We start from the raw sequence: 18,702 nt of genomic DNA, 5'->3' as shown, positions 1-18,702 counted from the left end.
CCCTGCCATGTCGGACAGCCGCCGTCCCCTTCTCGAACTGCAAGACATCACCAAGTCGTTCGGCGGCGTCACCGCGTTGCGCGGCGTCGACTTCACGCTTCGTCCCGGCGAGATCCATGGTCTCGTCGGGGAGAACGGCGCCGGCAAGAGCACGCTGATGAAGATCATCGCCGGCGTGCATTCCGAATTCTCCGGCCGCTTTCTGCTCGACGGCCGCGAGGTCCATTTCCGCTCCGCGCGGGACGCCCACGCGGCCGGCATCGCCATGGTGCATCAGGAGCTCAGCGTCGCGCCCGACCTCACCGTGGCGGAGAACGTCTTTCTCGGTAACCAGCCGACCAACGCATTGGGCATCGTGCAGTGGCGGCGCATGGCGCGCGAGGCCGCCGCGCAGCTGAAGAACCTCGGCATCGACGCCGATCCGATGAGCCGGCTCGGCGATCTGCCGATCGGCCTGCAGCAGCTGATCGAGATTGCGCGCGTGCTGTTCTCGGGCGCGCGCATCATCATCCTGGACGAGCCGACCTCGGCGCTGTCACCGCCCGAGGTCGAGTTGCTGTTTTCGACCTTGCGCAAGCTGCGCGACCAGGGCACCGGGATCATCTTCATCTCGCACTTCATCGAAGACATCCTGCTGGTCTCCGATGAGGTCACTGTGTTTCGCAACGGCCGCAAGATCATGGAGACACCGGCCGCGGAGACCAGCAAGGCGGCGCTGATCGAGGCGATGATCGGCAAGGGCCGCGACGCGCTGGAGGACAGCTACACTCACGACATCACCCTGCCCGCTCCGCCGCTCGGCAAGCCCGTTGTCGTCGAAGCCGACGGCCTGTCACTGGCGCGCAATCTGAAGCGCGTGTCGTTTGCGGTACGTGCCGGCGAGGTCCTGGGCATCTACGGCTTCATGGGTTGCGGCCAGCTCGAGCTGGCGCGCATCCTGTTCGGCAAGCTCGCGCCCGACGCCGGCGAATTGCGCATTGCGGGTCAGCGCAACCGCTTCAAGAGCACGGCGGATGCGCGCCGTGCCGGCATCGCCTTCGTGCCCGAGAGCCGGCGCGACATGCTGTTCCTGCAGGAGCCGGTCTACAAGAACGTCTCCATCAGCATTCTCGACAGCATCAATGCCGTGCTGCTCAAGCCGGCCCGCGAGCGCGAACTCGCCAAGCGCCAGGTCGAGCAGCTGCAGATCCGGCCTGCCGATGTCGAGATCGATCTCGGCCTGCTGTCCGGCGGTAATCAGCAGAAGGTCGCGCTGGCCAAATGGCTCACTCATCCGCCGCGGCTTCTGGTGCTGTGCGAGCCGACCCGCGGCATGGATGTCGGCGCCAAGAGCGACGTGATCGGAATCGTGCGCCAGCTGCGCGACCAGGGCATCGCGGTGATCGTGCTGTCGACCGAGCCGGAGACCGTGCTGTCGATGGCCGACCGCGTCATCGTGCTCAAGCGTGGCGAGGTCGTGCGCGAATTCGTCGGCGAGACCATCAGCAAAGACCGTCTGCTCGAGGCGGCGTAGGGAGACGTCATGGCGCAACAGGAGACCGTTCCGATGCCGGAGGCGCATCAACGACGCGCAGGCGGGGCCGCTTCGCTGCTGCGCTCGCAGATGCGCAACATCGCGCCGTTCCTGACGCTGATCTGCCTCACCGCGTTCTTCGCGATCGCGAGCCCGTCGTTCGCGACGCTCGACAATGTCGGCAACATCCTGACCCAGGTGTCGGTCACCGGCATCATCGCGGTCGGGCTCACCTTCGTCATCCTGTGCGCCGAGATCGACCTGTCGATCGCCGCCATCGCCAATGTGACCGGCATCGCGGTGGCGTTCTTCACGATGCAGGATTCCTACGTCAACATCGCCAATCTGCCGATGCCTGGCTGGGCGGCGATCATGCTGGCGCTGGCGCTGTGCGCCCTGCTCGGCGCGGTCAACGCGTTCGGGCTGACAGTGATCGGGATTCCCTCCTTCATCATGACCTTGGCAATGATGCAGATCGCCGCCGGCATCTCGGCGATGCTCGTGCGCGGCCAGATCGCCTACAAGGTGCCGCCGATCATTGCGACGCTCGGCTCGGGTTCGGTCGGAGGCGTCCCCTTGATCGTGGTCGTGGCCGCGGTGCTCCTGCTGCTCGGCCATCTCGTACTGACCTACACGCGGTTCGGGCGCTACGTCTACATGGTCGGCGGCAACCGCGAGGCGGCTGAATATTCAGGCCTGAACGTCAAGCTGATCCTCGGCAGCGTCATGGTGATCTCGGCGGTCTGCTCCGGCATCGGCGGCATGCTGGGCGTGGCGCATTTCGGCAGCGCGCAGCAGAACGAGTTCGACACCTATCTGCTCGACTCGATCGCCGCCGTCGTGGTCGGCGGCACCAGCCTGTTCGGCGGCCGCGGCGGCATCGGCAACACCATCGTCGGCCTGTTCGTGCTCGGCGTGCTCAACAACGGCCTCGACCACGTCAACATCGACAGTTTTCTGAAGATCCTGATCCGCGGCCTGATCCTGCTCGCCGCACTGGTGATCAACGTCTACGCGCAACGGCTGCGCGCGAAGGCGGCGGATTGAGCATGCTGCCGTAGGGTGGGCAAAGGCGCAGCCGCGGTCTCTCCACACGCGGGATCGCGATGGCGCCCTGCCCACCATCTTTGCTCGAGATCGCCGCTCGACGGTGGGCACGCTGCCGCCTGCGGCGGCTGCTTTGCCCACCCTACGCACTCAACTAAGCGTCATCGGCGGTATACCCTCTCCCCTTGTGGGAGAGGGTGCCGGAGATGCGAAGCATCGCAGGCGGGTGAGGGGTCTCTCTCCGCTTGCTCATACGTGGAGACAGACCCCTCACCCGGCTCGAACTCGCTTCGCTCGTCCGATCCACCCTCTCCCACAAGGGGAGAGGGTGCACCTGCGTGTGTCGAGGTAAGGCGGTCCCCTCAGGGCCAACAAACTAACAGGGACGGCGTGTCAAAACCCAGCCTGCCACTCGCGCAACTCACGCGCAGCCCGCGTCACCGCTTCGATCGACGTGAACGACGCCGTCTCCACCATTAGCGTGCGCGCCAGGCGCAGCGCCCGGGCCTCGCAGGTCGCACGCCGCTTCGTGTCTTCGATCAGTTCGAAATCGATGTTGTGGGCGAGGCCGAGAATGCGGCGGATGATCTTGGCGGCCGTAAAGCCTATGGCATCCTGGAATAGCCGCGCCATATAGGCCTGGCGCTCAGCCTCCAGCCGCGCCGCGCCCGCCTCTCCGGGAAACAGCGACACCGGATAGGCATCGCCGGCGGCCTCGCTGCGCCACAGCGCCAGGAATTTGCGTGCAAAACCGCTCCACACCTGATCGACCGTACCGAGCACCCAGCTCTCGAAGGCCAGCCTCTCGCCGTGAGACCGCTCGTGTCCGGCAGAGGCGAAATACGCCATCAGCAGATTGGCCAGGATAGCACCGACGTCAAATCCCATCGGGCCGTAAAACGCGAACTCCGGATCGATCACCTTCGTCTCGGCCTCCGTCACCATGATCGAACCCGTATGCAGATCACCATGGATCAGCGCTTCGGCGCTCGACAGGAACTTCAGCTTCAGCCTGGAGACCGTGACATGAAGATCGAGATCGGCGCGAATGTCGGCGGCCGTCGCATCCAGCCATGGCGCGGTCCAGCGGTTCTGCTCGGCGATGCGGTAGGGATCGGTGAAGATCAAATCCTCGGTGATCTTGCACAGCGCATGATTGCCGGCAAAGCTTGCGATCGCCTCCTTCTTCGCCGCGGCCGACAGCGCGAGGTCCGACGAAAAGAACAGCGTCCGCGCCATGAAGGTCGTGATGTGATCGACAAAGGCCGGATAGACCGTGCCCGCGACCAGCCCCTTGCGCATGATGATGTGGGGCTCGAGCAACTCCATCGCCGTCAGCGCCAGCGCCGGATCGTGATGGACGATGGCTGGGACCAGACCGGGCGCCAGTCGGCCCTGATGCGTCAGTGCCAGATATTCATAGTGCGCGCGTGACAGCGGCAGCGGCCAGCTCTCACCGACGAGCCGCACGTAAGGCAGTGCCTGCTTCACCGCGAGCCCACCGGACGTCCCCTTGACGATGAAGACGAGATTGAGATTGCCGTCGCCGACCTCGGTGATCGACCAGCGCTCGGCCGACCCGCCGAGTTGGGCGGCCACCGCCGGCGTCTCCGCGAGCGTGCGGCGAAGCGCAGCCTCATTGAGAATGCGATAGCCCGAGGGCGTCCCCTGCCGAGCCTCGGCCGATGTCGTCACGCGCAGCCTCCCTGTCGATCTTTGTTTGACCTCCTATAGCAAAAAAGCCGACGCGCGTCCGCGCATCGGCTTCGGGAGGACGTTGTGCGATGCAAGCGGCCTAGAACGGCAGCCCCATCAGCTTCGACAGCCGCTCGATGCTGAGATAGCCGGCCTGATACGCAGCGATGCCCAGGCCGAAGACCACGGCCGACAACAGCGTCGTCCAGATCAGGCGGCGGCCCATCAGGCTGATGGTCGGCGCCCCCGGATCAGTGCCCGGCGAGGCGCCGCCCGCCTCATGCTGGCTCCGCACCCCGAACGGCAGGGTCACGAACAGCATGACCCACCACAGCACGAAGTAGATCGCGAGCCAGGTGGAGATCGTATAGGCCATGACTGCCCCGCTGCCTCAGGCCTGCTCGATCTCGACCAGCGCGCCGGAAAAATCCTTCGGATGCAGGAACAGCACCGGCTTGCCATGGGCGCCGATCTTCGGCTGGCCGTCGCCGAGCACGCGGGCGCCCTCCTTGATCAGCGTGTCGCGCGAGGCGATGATGTCGGCCACCTCGTAGCAGACGTGGTGGATGCCGCCGTCGGCATTGCGCTCGAGAAACTTGGCGATCGGCGAGGCCTCGCCGAGCGGCTGAATGAATTCGATCTTGGTGTTGGGCAGGGTCACGAACACGGTGATCACGCCGTGCTCCGGCAACGGCACCGCGGCTGAAATCTCGGCCCCGAACGCGGCGCCGTAGATCTTCGCGGCTTTCTCCGCGTCCTTCACCGCGATGGCGACGTGATTGAGCCGGCCCAGCATGACATCCTCCGCTATACATTGTACGGCCGTTCAATCGGCCTTCTGCGTTCAAACGTCCAGGACGTGGACGAGACAGATCGGTTTCTTGCCCCATTGTTCGTTGACGGCGGAGCGCACCGCCCGCCGCACGGACTCCGCAGCGGCATCGGGATCGCGCCGGCGCGCCCGCGGTAGGCCCTCGAAGGTCGAGACGACGGCGTCGAATACGATGTCGTCGATCTGCTCACCGGCCGCGTTCTTCTCGGGAATGCCGACCATGTCGACTTCGGGATCGTCGGCCAGCTCGCCCTTCTCGGTGACGGCCATCGCCACGAAAACGCAGCCGGCAAACGCCATCTTGCGTCGCTCGACCACGGCGCGCGACTTCGAATCCTCGACGATGGAGCCGTCCTTGTAGAGGCGTCCGGCCGGCACCTCGGCAATGATCCCGGGATCGCCGGGGCCGAGCTTGACCAGATCGCCGTTGCGGCAGGTGATGACCTTCGGCACGCCGCAGGCGCGCGCGAGCGCGGCATGCTCGTGGAGATGCAACGCCTCGCCATGCACGGGAATCAAGAGCTGCGGCCGAGTCCAGGCGATCATGTCGCGGAGTTCGTCTCTGCGCGGATGGCCGGAGACATGGACCAGATGATTGCGGTCGGTGATGATCTCAATGCCCTGCTGCACCAGCCCGTTGATGACGGCGCCGACCGCCTTCTCGTTGCCGGGGATGGTGCGCGAGGAGAAGATGACCGTATCGCCCTTGTTCAGGGTGACCAGCGGATGGTCGTCATTGGCGATGCGCGCCAGCGCCGCGCGCGATTCGCCCTGGCTGCCGGTGCAAAGCGCCAGCACCTTGTCGGCGGGGAAATGACCGTAAAGGTCCATGCCGCGGAAATTCTGCACGCCGTCGAGATAGCCGGTCTCGCGCGCGACCTGGACCACGCGCTCCATGGCCCGGCCGACGATGACGACCTCGCGCTCGGCCTCGCGCGCCGCATCGGCGACGGCGCGAATGCGCGCGACGTTGGAGGCGAAAGTGGTGACGGCGACGCGGCCCTTGGCTTCCTTCACGAGCGTCGCGATCGTCTTGGCGACCTCGGCCTCCGACGGCGAACGTCCCTCGCGCACGGCGTTGGTGGAATCGCCGATCAAGGCGAGAAGCCCGGCATCGCCGAGCTCGCGCAGCCGTTTCTCGTCGGTCGGCGCGCCCAGCACCGGCGTCGGGTCGATCTTCCAGTCGCCGGTGTGCAGGACGGTGCCGACTTCGGTGTGGATCGCGAGCGCGTGCGATTCCGGAATCGAATGCGCGACCGGGATGAACTCGACGTTGAACGGGCCGATGTCGACCCGGCCGCCCGACGGGATCACCGTGACCGGGATCTTCGCCGGCAGCCGCTCGGACTCGCATTTGGCCTCGAACAACGCGGCGCTGAACTTCGTGGCGTAGATCGGGCATTTCAGCCGCGGCCACAGATCGATAATGGCGCCGAAATGGTCCTCATGCGCATGGGTCAGCACGAGGCCGACGAGGTTGTTGCGCTCCTTCTCCAGGAAGGCGACATCGGGCATGATCAGGTCGATGCCCGGCAGATGCTCCTCATCGCCGAAGGACACGCCGAGATCGATGGCGAGCCAGGAGCGCTGGTGGCGGTTGCCGAGGCCATAGATCGACAGGTTCATGCCGATCTCGCCGACTCCGCCGAGCGGAGCAAATGTCAATTCGTCTGGACGCGCCATCTAGACCGCTCCTTTGGATGCAACCGAGCCGAAATGAACATCACCGGCCGTGATCGGCTCCAAGCGTCCCTCCGCGGTCCTGACCAACATACAACCCTGTTCGTCGATCGTGTCGAAAATCCCCTCGATGATATCATGTCCGGACCTGATGGCGACGGGTTGGCCGAGGCCCGCCGCACGCTCCAGCCAGAGCCTGCGGATATCGCCGAAGCCCCGCCCCTCGTTCCAGAGGGCGAAATATTCGACCCAGGCATCGGACAGTGCCGCGAACAGGTCCTCGGCGGTCACCTGGACGCCGAGCTCCGCGAGCGAGACGGCCGGTGTCGGGGTATCGGTCGGTGCCGCCACCACATTGGTTCCAATGCCGGCAACCACCGCGAGCCCGCCGGCGACCTGCTCCGCTTCGAGCAGCATGCCGACGATCTTGCGCCCATCAGCCAGCACATCGTTGGGCCATTTCAGCGCGAATGACGGCCGGCTTCCCGACGGCGGCGCAGCCGCGAGGCTGACCTGGCGCAGCGCGCTCTGGATGGCGAGTCCTGCGGCGAAGCCGAGAGTGGCCGCGACGACGGGAGCCACGTCCAGGACTTCCAGCACGCTCGAGGCCAGATTGCCACGCGGGGCAATCCAGGGGCGCTGGCGCCGCCCGCGGCCCGCCGTCTGCTCGGATGTGACGAACCAGCACGGCGCGCGAACGCCCTCTCGGGCCGACTTCAGCGCCTCGGCATTGGTCGAGCCCGCCTGATCGAATGCGACAAGCCCGTAACCAGCCTTGGCAGCACGCGACCCAAGAACGAACGCCATCTAGAACAGCGACTTCGCCGCGGCCGCGGCAGCGCTCACCAGCGGGCCGGGATAGGCAAAGAACAGGATGTTGAAGACGCCGGAGATCGCAAGCACGGTCCGCAGCTCGATCCGGACCGGATCGAGCGTGGCGAGCGGCTCGTCGAAATACATCGTCTTGACGATCAGAAGATAGTAGTAGGCGCCGACCACGCTGGTCAGCACGCCGATCACCGACAGCGTGAACAGCCCGCCCTTGATCGCGGCAACGAACACGTACCATTTGGCGAAGAAGCCCGCGAGCGGCGGCACGCCGGCCAGCGAGAACAAGAGCATCGCGAAGAAGAACGCGAGCAGCGGGTTGGTGCGCGACAGGCCAGAAAAGTCGCTGATCTTCTCGAACGACTGCCCGTTGCGCTTGATCGCCATGATCACCGCGAACGAGCCCAGCGTCATCGCGACATAGATCGCGATGTAGGTCAGCACGCCCTGCGCGCCTTCGACGGTGCCGGCCGCAAGGCCGACCAGCGCAAAACCCATATGGCCGATCGAGGAGTAGGCCATCAGCCGCTTGATGTTGGTCTGGCCGATCGCGGCGAACGAGCCGAGCGCCATCGAGGCGATCGAGACGAACACGACGATCTGCTGCCACTGGAAGGTGATGCCCGGGAAGGCCGTGAGCGCGACGCGCGCGAACACGGCGAGCGCGGCGACCTTCGGCGCGGAGGCGAAGAACGCCGTCACCGGGGTCGGTGCACCTTCATAGACGTCCGGCGTCCACATGTGGAACGGCACCGCCGAGACCTTGAAGCAGAGGCCGGCGAACAGGAACACCAGCCCGAAGATGATACCGACACCGCCGGTCTTGGTCGCGGCTGCGATTCCGGCAAAGCTGACCGTGCCGGTGAAGCCGTAGATCAGCGACGCGCCGTAGAGCAGCATGCCCGACGACAGCGCGCCGAGCACGAAGTACTTCAGGCCGGCTTCGGTCGACTTGACGTTGTCGCGATGGCTGGCGGCGACGACATAGAGTGCGAGCGACATCAGCTCGAGGCCGAGATAGAGCGTGATCAGGTCGCCGGCCGAGATCAGCACCAGCATGCCCAAGGTCGAGAGCAGCACCAGGATCGCATATTCGAAGATGCGACGGTCCGGCGCCGACAGGAATTCGACCGACATGACCAGCGTGGCGATCGAGCCGATCAGCGCCAGGATCTTCAGGAAGCGCGCGTAGCCGTCGGCGATGAAGCTGCCGCCGAAGGTCTGTCCGGCCGGCTGCCTCAGCACGAGGATGCCGACCACGATCAGCAGCACGACCGCGAGGCCGGTGACGAGCCCCGTCGTCCCCTGCCCGCGAAACGCGCCCAGCATCAACAGCGCCATGGCCCCCAAGGCCAGCAGCAGCTCCGGCAGCACCACCCAAAGCTGAGCCCCAAAATTCTCGATCATCGTCTTTGTCCCGACCCCTCAAGGTCTCATTGGAGCAGCGCGGCGGCCTTCACGGCCGTCACGGCGGTATTGTAGTTGGTGACGAGCTGCTGCACCGAGGCAGCGGACATGTCCAGGATCGGCTTCGGATAGACGCCGAACAGGATGGTCAGCGCCACCAGCGGAAACAGGATCACGCCTTCGCGCAGCGTAAGGTCCTTGATGCTGGCGAGCGACGGCTTGGTCAGCGCGCCGAACACCACCTTGCGGTACAGCCACAGCGCGTAGCCGGCCGACAGGATGACGCCGAAGGTGGCGAAGAAGGCGGTCGGGATCGACACCTTGAAGGTGCCGAGCAGGGTCATGAACTCGCCGACGAAGCCGGAGGTACCGGGCAGGCCGACATTGGCCATGGTGAACACCATGAACACCAGCGCATAAACCGGCATCCGGTTGACGAGGCCGCCATAGGCCGCAATCTCGCGGGTGTGCATGCGGTCGTAGACCACGCCGACGCAGAGGAACAGCGCGCCGGAGACGATGCCGTGCGAGACCATCTGGAACACGCCGCCGGCGACGCCCTGCATGGTGCCGGCGAAGATGCCCATTGTCACGAAGCCCATATGCGCCACCGACGAGTAGGCAATCAGCTTCTTGATATCCTCCTGCATCAGCGCGACCAGCGAAGTGTAGATGATCGCGATCGCGGAGAGCGTAAAGACGAGCGGCGCGAAGTCGTGCGACGCCAGCGGGAACATCGGCAGCGAGAAACGCAGGAAGCCGTAGCCGCCCATCTTCAAGAGGATCGCGGCCAGGATCACCGAGCCGGCCGTCGGCGCCTCGACGTGCGCATCCGGCAGCCAGGTGTGAACCGGCCACATCGGCATCTTCACCGCGAAGGAGGCGAAGAAGGCCAGCCATGCCCAGGTCTGCAACGACCGCGGCACCGCCGTATGCATCAAGGTCGGAATGTCAGTCGTGCCGGCGTTCCAGTACAGCGCCATGATGGCGAGCAGCATCAGGACCGAGCCGAGCAGCGTGTAGAGGAAGAACTTGAACGACGCGTAGACCCGGCGCGGACCGCCCCAGACGCCGATGATCAGGAACATCGGGATCAGGCCGCCCTCGAAGAACAGGTAGAACAGCACGAGGTCGAGCGCGGAGAAGGTGCCGACCATCAGCGTTTCCAGGATCAGGAACGCCATCATGTATTCGCGCAGGCGGTTGGTGACCGACTTCCAACTCGCCATGATGCAGAACGGCATCAAGGCGGTGGTCAGGATCACGAACGGCAGCGAGATGCCGTCCACGCCCATGTGGTAGCTGATGCCGGCGGCCAGCCAGTTGGACTTCTCGACGAACTGGAAGTCGGTCTGGCCGGGGTCGAAGCGCAGCACCAGGATCACCGACACCGCGAAGGTGATCAGCGTGGTCCATAGCGCGATCCAGCGCGCATTGCGCCGGGCGGCTTCGTCGTCGCCGCGGACCAGATAGATCAGCAGCGCGCCGACGATCGGCAGGAAGGTGACGACGGAGAGAATTGGCCAGGTGGTCATTGCTGGCCCCCCATGAACATGAACCAGGTGATCAGGCCGGCGACGCCGATCAGCATGGCAAAGGCATAGTGATAGAGATATCCGGTCTGGATCTTGACGACGTTGCGCGTGACGTCGAGCACCCGCGCCGAGACACCGTCGGGACCGAAGCCGTCGATGACGAAGCCGTCGCCCCTCTTCCAGAGGAAGCGGCCGAGCCACTTCGCCGGGCGGACGAAGATGATGTCATACAGCTCGTCGAAGTACCATTTGTTGAGCAGGAACTTGTAGAGCAGCGGCTGCTGGGCGGCGAGCTCCTCCGGGATGTCCGGACGGCTGATGTAGAAGAAGTAGGACACCGCAAAACCCAGCACCATCATGATGAAGGGCAGTTGAGCGAGCCAGAACGGCATGTGCTCCATGTCCTCCAGGATGTGCGGGTTCATCTTCAGCGACTCGCCGAAGAAGTGCTCGACACCATGAGGATCGGTGAACACGCCCTTGAACGGGAGGCCGGCCAGGATCGAGCCCGCGGCGAGCGCGCCGATCGGGATCAGCATCCAGATCGGGCTCTCATGGGCGGCCTCGTAGTGATGCTGGTCGTGCGGCGTTCCGAAGAACGTCTTGAACACCAGGCGCCAGGAATAGAACGAGGTCAGGCCGGCGGCGACGACCGTCAGGAAGTACGCGTAGGTTCCAAACGGGTTGTGCGACGCGTAGGCGGCCTCGATGATCGCATCCTTGGAGAAGAAGCCGGCGAAACCCGGGAAACCTGTCAGCGCCAGGGTGCCGACCGTCATCACCGCGAAGGTGTAGGGGATCTTGCGCCACAGGCCGCCCATGTTGCGGATGTCCTGCTCGTGGTGCATCGCATAGATCACCGAGCCGGCGCCCAAGAACAGCAGCGCCTTGAAGAAGGCGTGCGTGAACAGATGGAACATGCCGACCGAGTAGGCCCCCGCTCCCATCGCAACGAACATGTAGCCGAGCTGCGAGCACGTTGAATAGGCGACGATGCGCTTGATGTCGTTTTGCACGAGGCCAACGGTCGCGGCGAAGAACGCGGTGGTGGCGCCGAAGAACATCACAACGGCCTGCGCGTTCGGCGCGAGCTCGAACAGCGGCGACAGGCGCGCCACCATGAACACTCCGGCGGTGACCATGGTTGCGGCATGGATCAGCGCCGAGACCGGGGTCGGACCTTCCATCGCGTCCGGCAGCCAAGTGTGCAGCAGGAACTGCGCCGACTTGCCCATCGCGCCCATGAACAGCAAGAGGCAGGTGAGCGTCAGCGCGTCGGCATGCCAGCCGAGGAAGTTGATGGTCTTGCCGGCGAAGCTCGGCGCGGCGGCGAAGATGGTCTCGAAGTCGGTCGACTTCGCCAGCACGAACACCGCGAAGATGCCGAGCGCAAAGCCGAAATCGCCGACGCGGTTGACGACGAAGGCTTTGATCGCCGCGGCATTGGCCGACGGCTTCTGGAACCAGAAGCCGATCAAGAGGTAGCTGGCGAGGCCGACGCCCTCCCAGCCGAAGAACAGCTGCACCAGATTGTTCGCGGTCACCAGCATCAGCATCGCGAAGGTGAACAGCGAGAGATAGGCGAAAAAGCGCGGACGGTTCGGGTCCTCGTCCATGTAGCCGATCGAATAGAGATGCACGAGCGAGGACACGCTGGTCACCACGACCAGCATCACAGCCGTGAGCGTGTCGACGCGCAGCGCCCAGGACACCTGCAGCTCGCCGGAATTGATCCAGGGCAGCAGCTCCTTGACCCCCGTTTCATGATGCATGAAGCCGACGCTGACCAGCATCGCCCAGGACAGGCCGGCCGCGACGAACAGCAGCGCCGTGGTGATGACCTGCGCCGCCCAGGTGCCGGCCGCCGGCGGCTCGGCGACGTGGTGGTCGTCATGGCCACCGTGGGCGTGGTCATCATGCGCATGGTCCGCATGGACGGCGTGGTGATCGCCGTGATCGTGATGCTCGACCGCATCGCCGCTCGGATGGCGCGCATGCGCCCCGAGCAGCGCGATCAGGCCGGCCAGGATCGCACCCAGCAGCGGCAGAAAGACAATGGCCTGGATCATTCGCCCGTTCCCTTACGCATGACCTTGCCGGCGAGCCGGCCCCCACTCTTGCGGATCATGCGCCCTTAGCCCTTCATCAGATTGACGTCTTCGACCGCGATCGAGCCGCGGTTGCGGAAGTAGACCACCAGCACGGCCAGACCGATCGCGGCCTCCGCCGCCGCCACCGTCAGCACCAGCAGCGCGAACACCTGGCCGACGATGTCGCCGAGGAAGGTCGAGAACGCCACCAGGTTGATGTTGACCGCGAGCAGGATCAGCTCGACCGACATCAGGATGACGATGATGTTCTTGCGGTTCAGGAAGATGCCGAGGATGCCGAGCGTGAACAGCATGGCCGCGACGGCGAGGTAGTGTCCCAGTCCGATGGTCATTTCACCCACTCCGCGGCATCCGTGTCCTGCAGCCCCTGCCCGACCGCGACCTTGCGGACCGCCATCGCCATCTCGGGCGTGCGGGCATTCTGGACGTTGATGTCCTGGCGCTTGACGCTGGCCTTGTGGCGCAAAGTCAGCACGATCGCGCCGATCATCGCCACCAGCAGGACCATGCCCGAGAGCTGGAAGTAGTGGATGTACTTCGTATAGAGCACGAGGCCGAGCGCCTCGGTGTTGGTGACGTTGGTCGGAATCGCCGCCGTGATCGCCTTCGGCGTCGACGGGTTGATGATCCAGTAGGACACCGTCAGCAGCAGCTCGAACAGGAAAATGCCGCCGATGACGAGGCCGATTGGCATGTACTGCAGGAAGCCCTCACGCAGCTCGGTGAAGTCGACGTCGAGCATCATGATCACGAACAGGAATAGCACCGCGACCGCGCCGACATAGACGACGACCAGGATCATCGCCAGGAACTCGGCGCCCATCAGCACGAACAGGCCGGAGGCGTTGACGAAGGCGAGGATCAGATAGAGCACCGAGTGCACGGGGTTCTTCGAGACGATCACCATCACGGCCGAGGCCACGCAGACCGCCGCGAAGAGATAGAAGAAGAGCGCAGGAAGGATCATCGGACGGCCTCAGCGGTACGGCGCGTCGAGCGCGATGGCTTTGGAGATCTCGCGCTCCCAGCGGTCGCCGTTCGCGAGCAGCTTGGCCTTGTCATAGTACAGCTCCTCGCGGGTCTCAGTCGCGAACTCGAAGTTCGGTCCCTCGACGATGGCGTCCACCGGACAGGCTTCCTGGCAAAGGCCGCAATAGATGCACTTCACCATGTCGATGTCGTAGCGCACGGTGCGGCGGGTGCCGTCGTTGCGGCGCGGGCCGGCCTCGATGGTGATCGCCTGCGCCGGGCAGACGGCCTCGCACAGCTTGCAGGCGATGCAGCGCTCTTCACCGTTGGGATAGCGGCGCAACGCGTGCTCGCCGCGGAAGCGCGGCGAGATCGGGCCCTTCTCGAACGGATAGTTCAAGGTCGGCTTGGGCTGGAAGAAGTAGCGCATGGCGAGGAAGAACGCCGAGACGAACTCCTGCAGCAGCAGCGACCGGGCAGTGGCGGAGATGTTCATGACAGCCTCATTTCGGCGCGATGCCGGCGAAGTGCAGCACGCCCGCGACAATCACCACCATGACCAGCGACAGCGGCAGGAACACTTTCCAACCGAGTCGCATCAACTGGTCGTAGCGGTAGCGCGGCACGATCGCTTTCGCCATCGCAATCAGGAAGAACATGAAGAACAGCTTCAGCGCGAACCAGATGACGCCGGGCACCCAGTTGAACGGCGGCAGGTCGATCGGCGGCAGCCAGCCTCCCAGGAACAGGATGGTGGCGAGCGCGCACATCGTGGTGATCGCGACATACTCGCCGAGCATGAACAGCAAATACGGGGTCGAGCCGTATTCCACCATGAAGCCGGCGACGAGCTCGGACTCCGCCTCGACGAGGTCGAACGGCGGGCGGTTGGTCTCGGCCAGCGCCGAGACGTAGAATACCACGAACATCGGGAACAGCGGCCAGACGTACCAGTTCAGGATCGTCAGCTGCGGCAGGCCGATCAGGCTGGCGAGACCACGCGCATGCTGCGCCTCGACCACACCCGACAGGTTCAAGGTGCCGGCGCAGAGCAGCACCGTGATGATGACGAAGCCGATCGAGACCTCATAGGACACCATCTGCGCCGCGGAGCGCAATGCGGCCAGGAACGGGTACTTCGAGTTCGACGACCAGCCGGCCATGATGATGCCGTAGATCGACAGCGACGAGATCGCGAAAATGAAGAGGATGCCGACATTGATGTCGGCGATCGCCCAGCCGAGATTGGTCGGAATGACCGCCCACGCCGCCAGCGCCAGCACGCACGACACCAGCGGCGCCAGCAGGAACACGCCCTTGTTGGCGCCGGCCGGGATGATCGGCTCCTTGAGCACGAACTTCAGGAGGTCCGCGAACGACTGGAACAGGCCCCACGGGCCGACCACGTTCGGCCCCCGACGGATCTGCACCGCCGCCCAGATCTTGCGGTCGGCCAGCAGGATGTAGGCGATCGCGACCAGCAGAACCACCAGCAGCAGCACACTCTGCGCCACCATTATGATCAGCGGCCAGAGGAAGCCGGTCCAGAACGAGCTTGCGAAGAAATCAGCCATCAGGTCACGCTCACTCCGCTGCCGTCAGCATCTGCCCGGAGGCCAGGCGGGAGCATTCCGCCATGACCGCCGATGCGCGCGCGATCGGATTGGTGAGATAGAAGTCGTCAATCAGCGGCTTGAACGGCGCCTTCTCGAGGCTGCCGCCCCTGCCTGCCAGGGTCTTGATGTCGGCGATCTTTCCGGCCTCGATCTGGTCGATGCGGCCGAGATGCGGCACGGTCTTGATGATCTCGGCGCGCAGCGCCGCCAGCGAGTCATAGCCGAGCTTGCGTCCGAGCACGTCTGACAGCGCGCGGATGATCGCCCAGTCCTCGCGCGCCTCGCCCGGCGGGAACGAGGCGCGGCCGGCGACCTGCACCCGGCCCTCGGTGTTGACGTAGAGGCCGGACTTCTCGGTGTAGGCCGCGCCCGGCAGGATCACGTCGGCGCGATGCGCGCCGCGGTCGCCATGGGTGCCGATATAGACCGTGAACACGCCCTCGGGGATCTCGACCTCGTCGGCGCCGAGCAGGAACATCACGTCCATGGTGCCGAAGGTCGTCATCTGGGCGCCGGTCAGTCCGGTGCCGTTGAAACCGATGTCGAGCGCGCCGACGCGCGAGGCGGTGTCGTGCAGCACGGCAAAGCCGTTCCAGTCATCGCGCACGGCGTTGACGTCCATCGCGATCTTGGCGGCCAGCGACAGGATCGCCCCGCCGTCATGGCGAGCGGCCGCGCCGGCCCCGACCAGCACGATCGGGTTCTTGGCATTGCGGAACGTGGTCGCGAAGGAATGCTTGCCGGCGGCAACGTCGCTCAGCGTGTCGGTGCCGGCGCCGATGTGCTCGTAGGCATAGGTCAGGTCGACCTTCGGCCCGACCAGGCCAACCTTGAGCTGCCCCGACCGCCAGCGCTTGCGGATGCGGGCATTCAGCACCGCGGCTTCCTTGCGCGGGTTGGCGCCGATGATCAGGATCGCATCGGCCTGCTCGATGCCGGCGATGGTCGGATTGAACAGATAGGACGCGCGTCCGGCCTTGGCGTCAAAACTGTCGCCGCCCAGGACCGCGACATTGGTCGAGCCGAGCTTACCGAGCAGCTCCTTGAGCGCGAACATCTCTTCGACGGCCGCGAGATCGCCGGCGATGGCGCCGATGCGCTTGCCGTCGATGCGCGACAGTTTCGTTGCGATCGCCTTGAATGCTTCCGGCCAGGATGCGGCGCGGAGCTTGCCATCCTCGCGGACATACGGACGGTCGAGCCGCTGCGTGCGCAGGCCGTCGACGACGTGGCGCGTCTTGTCGGAAATCCACTCCTCGTTCACGGAGTCATTGATGCGCGGCAGGATGCGCATCACCTCGCGGCCGCGCGTATCGACTCGGATCGCCGAGCCCACGCCGTCCATCACGTCGATCGACTGCGTCTTGCCGAGCTCCCAGGGACGCGCGGCGAACGCATAAGGCTTCGAGGTCAGCGCGCCCACCGGGCAGATGTCGACCAGATTGCCCTGCAGCTCCGAACTCAGCGCCTGCTCGAGATAGGTCGTGATCTCCATGTCCTCGCCGCGGCCGGTCGCGCCCATTTCCGGCACGCCACAGACCTCCGCCGAGAAGCGCACGCAACGGGTGCACTGGATACAACGGTTCATCGAGGTCTTGACCAGCGCGCCGAGATACTTGTCCTCGACGGCACGCTTGTTCTCGGCGAAGCGGCTGGTGTCGACACCATAGCCCATCGCCTGGTCCTGCAGGTCGCACTCGCCACCCTGGTCGCAGATCGGGCAATCCAGCGGATGGTTGATCAGAAGGAATTCCATCACGCCTTCGCGTGCCTTCTTGACCATCGGCGACCGCGTCGAGATCTCCGGCGGCTCGCCCTTCGGGCCCGGCCGGCAGTCGCGCACGCCCCAGGCGCAGCTCGCGACCGGCTTCGGTCCACCCTTCACCTCGACCAAACACATCCGGCAATTGCCGGCGATCGACAGCCGTTCATGATAGCAGAAGCGCGGAATCTCGGCGCCGGCCGCCTCGCACGCCTGCAGCAGCGTGTACTCCGGCGGCACATCGATCTCTTTGCCATCGATGATGATCTTGGTCATTGCCTCACATCTCTCTCAAACCACGAACCACCGCGCCGTCGCGCACCGTGAGGGCGCAGGCGCGGAGGAAAACCTTGCTGGCCGATGCGACCGCCATCACCCTACTCCGCAGCGACCATGTGCACGGGATCACGGACGCCTTGGTCATCGATATCCGCCTTGTGCGAATACTGGTCGATGCGCGCTTCGATCTCGTGACGGAAATGCGCGATCAGGCCCTGGATCGGCCACGCCGCGGCGTCGCCCAGCGCACAGATCGTGTGGCCCTCGATCTGCTTGGTGACCTCCAGCAGCATGTCGATCTCGCGCTTGTGGGCGCGGCCCTCGGCCATGCGTGTCAGCACCCGCCACATCCAGCCGGTGCCCTCGCGGCACGGCGTGCACTGGCCGCAGCTCTCATGCTTGTAAAAATAGGAGATGCGCGCAATCGCCCGGATCAGGTCGGTCGACTTGTCCATCACGATCACGGCCGCGGTGCCAAGACCGGAGCGCAGCTTGGACAGGCTGTCGAAATCCATCGGCGTGTCGATGATCTGGTCGGCCGGCACCATGCGCACCGACGATCCTCCGGGGATCACGGCCTTCAGATTGTCCCAGCCGCCGCGGATGCCGCCGCAATGCTTCTCGATCAGCTCGCGGAACGGGATGCCCATCGCCTCTTCGACGTTGCAGGGCCGCTCGACGTGACCGGAGATGCAGAACAGCTTGGTGCCGACATTGTTCGGCCGGCCGATACCGGCGAACCACGCCGCGCCGCGGCGCAGGATGGTCGGCGCCACCGCGATCGACTCGACGTTGTTGACGGTGGTCGGGCAGCCATAGAGGCCGACATTGGCGGGAAACGGCGGCTTCAGCCGCGGCTGGCCCTTCTTGCCCTCGAGGCTCTCGAGCAGCGCGGTCTCCTCGCCGCAGATATAGGCGCCGGCGCCGTGGGCGACATAGAGATCGAACGGCCAGCCATGGATGTTGTTCTTGCCGATCAGATTGGCCTCATAGGCCTGGTCGATCGCCGCCTGCAGCCGCTCGCGCTCGCGAATGAACTCGCCGCGCACATAGATGTAGCAGGCATGCGCATTCATCGCGAAGCTGGCGAGCAGGCAGCCCTCGACGAGATGATGCGGATCGTGGCGCATGATCTCGCGGTCCTTGCAGGTGCCGGGCTCGGACTCGTCGGCATTGACCACGAGATAGCTCGGCCGGCCGTCGGTCGATTCCTTCGGCATGAACGACCATTTCAGGCCGGTCGGGAAGCCGGCGCCGCCGCGGCCGCGCAGACCCGACGCCTTCATCTCGTTGATGATCCAGTCGCGGCCCTTGTCGATGATCGCCTTGGTGCCGTCCCAGCTGCCGCGCCGGCGTGCGCCTTCGAGGCCCCAATCGTGCAGGCCATAGAGGTTGGTGAAGATGCGGTCCTTGTCGTCGAGCATCAGA

General features: G+C 65.1%; 16 protein-coding genes. 2 read left to right on the top strand and 14 right to left on the bottom strand.

The features are described 5' to 3' along the window. Positions 1-7 precede the first annotated feature (7 nt). Both ACQR1B_RS19655 and ACQR1B_RS19650 read left to right on the top strand, forming a co-directional pair. A complete protein-coding gene (locus ACQR1B_RS19655; RefSeq protein ID WP_434833328.1) occupies positions 8-1,513 on the top strand; it encodes a sugar ABC transporter ATP-binding protein in 1,506 nt (501 codons plus the stop codon). A gap of 9 nt (positions 1,514-1,522) precedes the next feature. Beyond that, positions 1,523-2,560 carry an ABC transporter permease gene (locus ACQR1B_RS19650; RefSeq protein ID WP_434833329.1) on the top strand — a complete coding sequence of 346 codons (1,038 nt, stop codon included), beginning with the start codon at positions 1,523-1,525 and terminating at the stop codon, positions 2,558-2,560. 393 nt (positions 2,561-2,953) lie between these two features. On the opposite strand, the gene mtnK is transcribed toward ACQR1B_RS19650, so the two are convergent. The 14 genes from mtnK to nuoF form a co-directional block, all read right to left on the bottom strand. Continuing rightward, complete coding sequence (gene mtnK, locus ACQR1B_RS19645; protein WP_434833330.1) at positions 2,954-4,255, bottom strand: S-methyl-5-thioribose kinase; 1,302 nt, start codon at positions 4,253-4,255, stop codon at positions 2,954-2,956. Between the two features lie 100 nt (positions 4,256-4,355). Beyond that, positions 4,356-4,631, bottom strand: a complete 276-nt coding sequence (locus ACQR1B_RS19640; protein ID WP_434833331.1) for a DUF1467 family protein — start codon at positions 4,629-4,631, stop codon at positions 4,356-4,358. 15 nt (positions 4,632-4,646) lie between these two features. After that, positions 4,647-5,051, bottom strand: coding sequence for a methylmalonyl-CoA epimerase (gene mce / locus ACQR1B_RS19635; RefSeq protein WP_434833332.1), 405 nt, complete (start codon positions 5,049-5,051; stop codon positions 4,647-4,649). A 48-nt stretch (positions 5,052-5,099) separates the two neighbouring features. After that, positions 5,100-6,770 carry a ribonuclease J gene (locus ACQR1B_RS19630; RefSeq protein ID WP_434833333.1) on the bottom strand — a complete coding sequence of 557 codons (1,671 nt, stop codon included), beginning with the start codon at positions 6,768-6,770 and terminating at the stop codon, positions 5,100-5,102. Next, positions 6,771-7,574: a biotin--[acetyl-CoA-carboxylase] ligase gene (locus tag ACQR1B_RS19625; RefSeq protein WP_434833334.1), complete on the bottom strand. Its 804-nt coding sequence runs from the start codon at positions 7,572-7,574 to the stop codon at positions 6,771-6,773. Beyond that, positions 7,575-9,002: an NADH-quinone oxidoreductase subunit NuoN gene (gene nuoN / locus ACQR1B_RS19620; protein ID WP_434833335.1), complete on the bottom strand. Its 1,428-nt coding sequence runs from the start codon at positions 9,000-9,002 to the stop codon at positions 7,575-7,577. It lies immediately after the preceding gene. Positions 9,003-9,028: 26 nt separating this feature from the next. Then, positions 9,029-10,537, bottom strand: a complete 1,509-nt coding sequence (locus ACQR1B_RS19615; protein ID WP_434833336.1) for an NADH-quinone oxidoreductase subunit M — start codon at positions 10,535-10,537, stop codon at positions 9,029-9,031. Further along, positions 10,534-12,606, bottom strand: coding sequence for an NADH-quinone oxidoreductase subunit L (nuoL, locus tag ACQR1B_RS19610; RefSeq protein WP_434833337.1), 2,073 nt, complete (start codon positions 12,604-12,606; stop codon positions 10,534-10,536). Before nuoL ends, ACQR1B_RS19615 begins: the two co-directional genes overlap by 4 nt. Positions 12,607-12,671: 65 nt before the next feature. Continuing rightward, positions 12,672-12,980, bottom strand: a complete 309-nt coding sequence (nuoK, locus tag ACQR1B_RS19605) for an NADH-quinone oxidoreductase subunit NuoK (RefSeq protein WP_006611001.1) — start codon at positions 12,978-12,980, stop codon at positions 12,672-12,674. Then, a complete protein-coding gene (locus ACQR1B_RS19600) occupies positions 12,977-13,615 on the bottom strand; it encodes an NADH-quinone oxidoreductase subunit J (RefSeq protein WP_434833338.1) in 639 nt (212 codons plus the stop codon). Before ACQR1B_RS19600 ends, nuoK begins: the two co-directional genes overlap by 4 nt. Before the next feature lie 9 nt (positions 13,616-13,624). After that, the gene (nuoI, locus tag ACQR1B_RS19595; protein ID WP_006611003.1) at positions 13,625-14,113 is read right to left on the bottom strand and encodes an NADH-quinone oxidoreductase subunit NuoI; all 489 of its coding nucleotides are present in this window, start codon (positions 14,111-14,113) and stop codon (positions 13,625-13,627) included. A gap of 7 nt (positions 14,114-14,120) precedes the next feature. Further along, on the bottom strand, positions 14,121-15,191 hold the full coding sequence (nuoH, locus tag ACQR1B_RS19590) for an NADH-quinone oxidoreductase subunit NuoH (protein WP_434833339.1): 1,071 nt from the start codon (positions 15,189-15,191) through the stop codon (positions 14,121-14,123). Positions 15,192-15,201: 10 nt separating this feature from the next. Beyond that, complete coding sequence (nuoG, locus tag ACQR1B_RS19585) at positions 15,202-17,271, bottom strand: NADH-quinone oxidoreductase subunit NuoG (protein WP_434833340.1); 2,070 nt, start codon at positions 17,269-17,271, stop codon at positions 15,202-15,204. Between the two features lie 101 nt (positions 17,272-17,372). Then, complete coding sequence (gene nuoF / locus ACQR1B_RS19580; protein WP_434833341.1) at positions 17,373-18,698, bottom strand: NADH-quinone oxidoreductase subunit NuoF; 1,326 nt, start codon at positions 18,696-18,698, stop codon at positions 17,373-17,375. Positions 18,699-18,702 lie beyond the last annotated feature (4 nt).

The organism is Bradyrhizobium oligotrophicum (assembly GCF_051168495.1).
Classification (GTDB): domain Bacteria; phylum Pseudomonadota; class Alphaproteobacteria; order Rhizobiales; family Xanthobacteraceae; genus Bradyrhizobium; species Bradyrhizobium oligotrophicum_A.
Note: the sequence above shows the minus strand (reverse complement) of the source record. Positions and strands in the feature narration are given on the sequence as shown.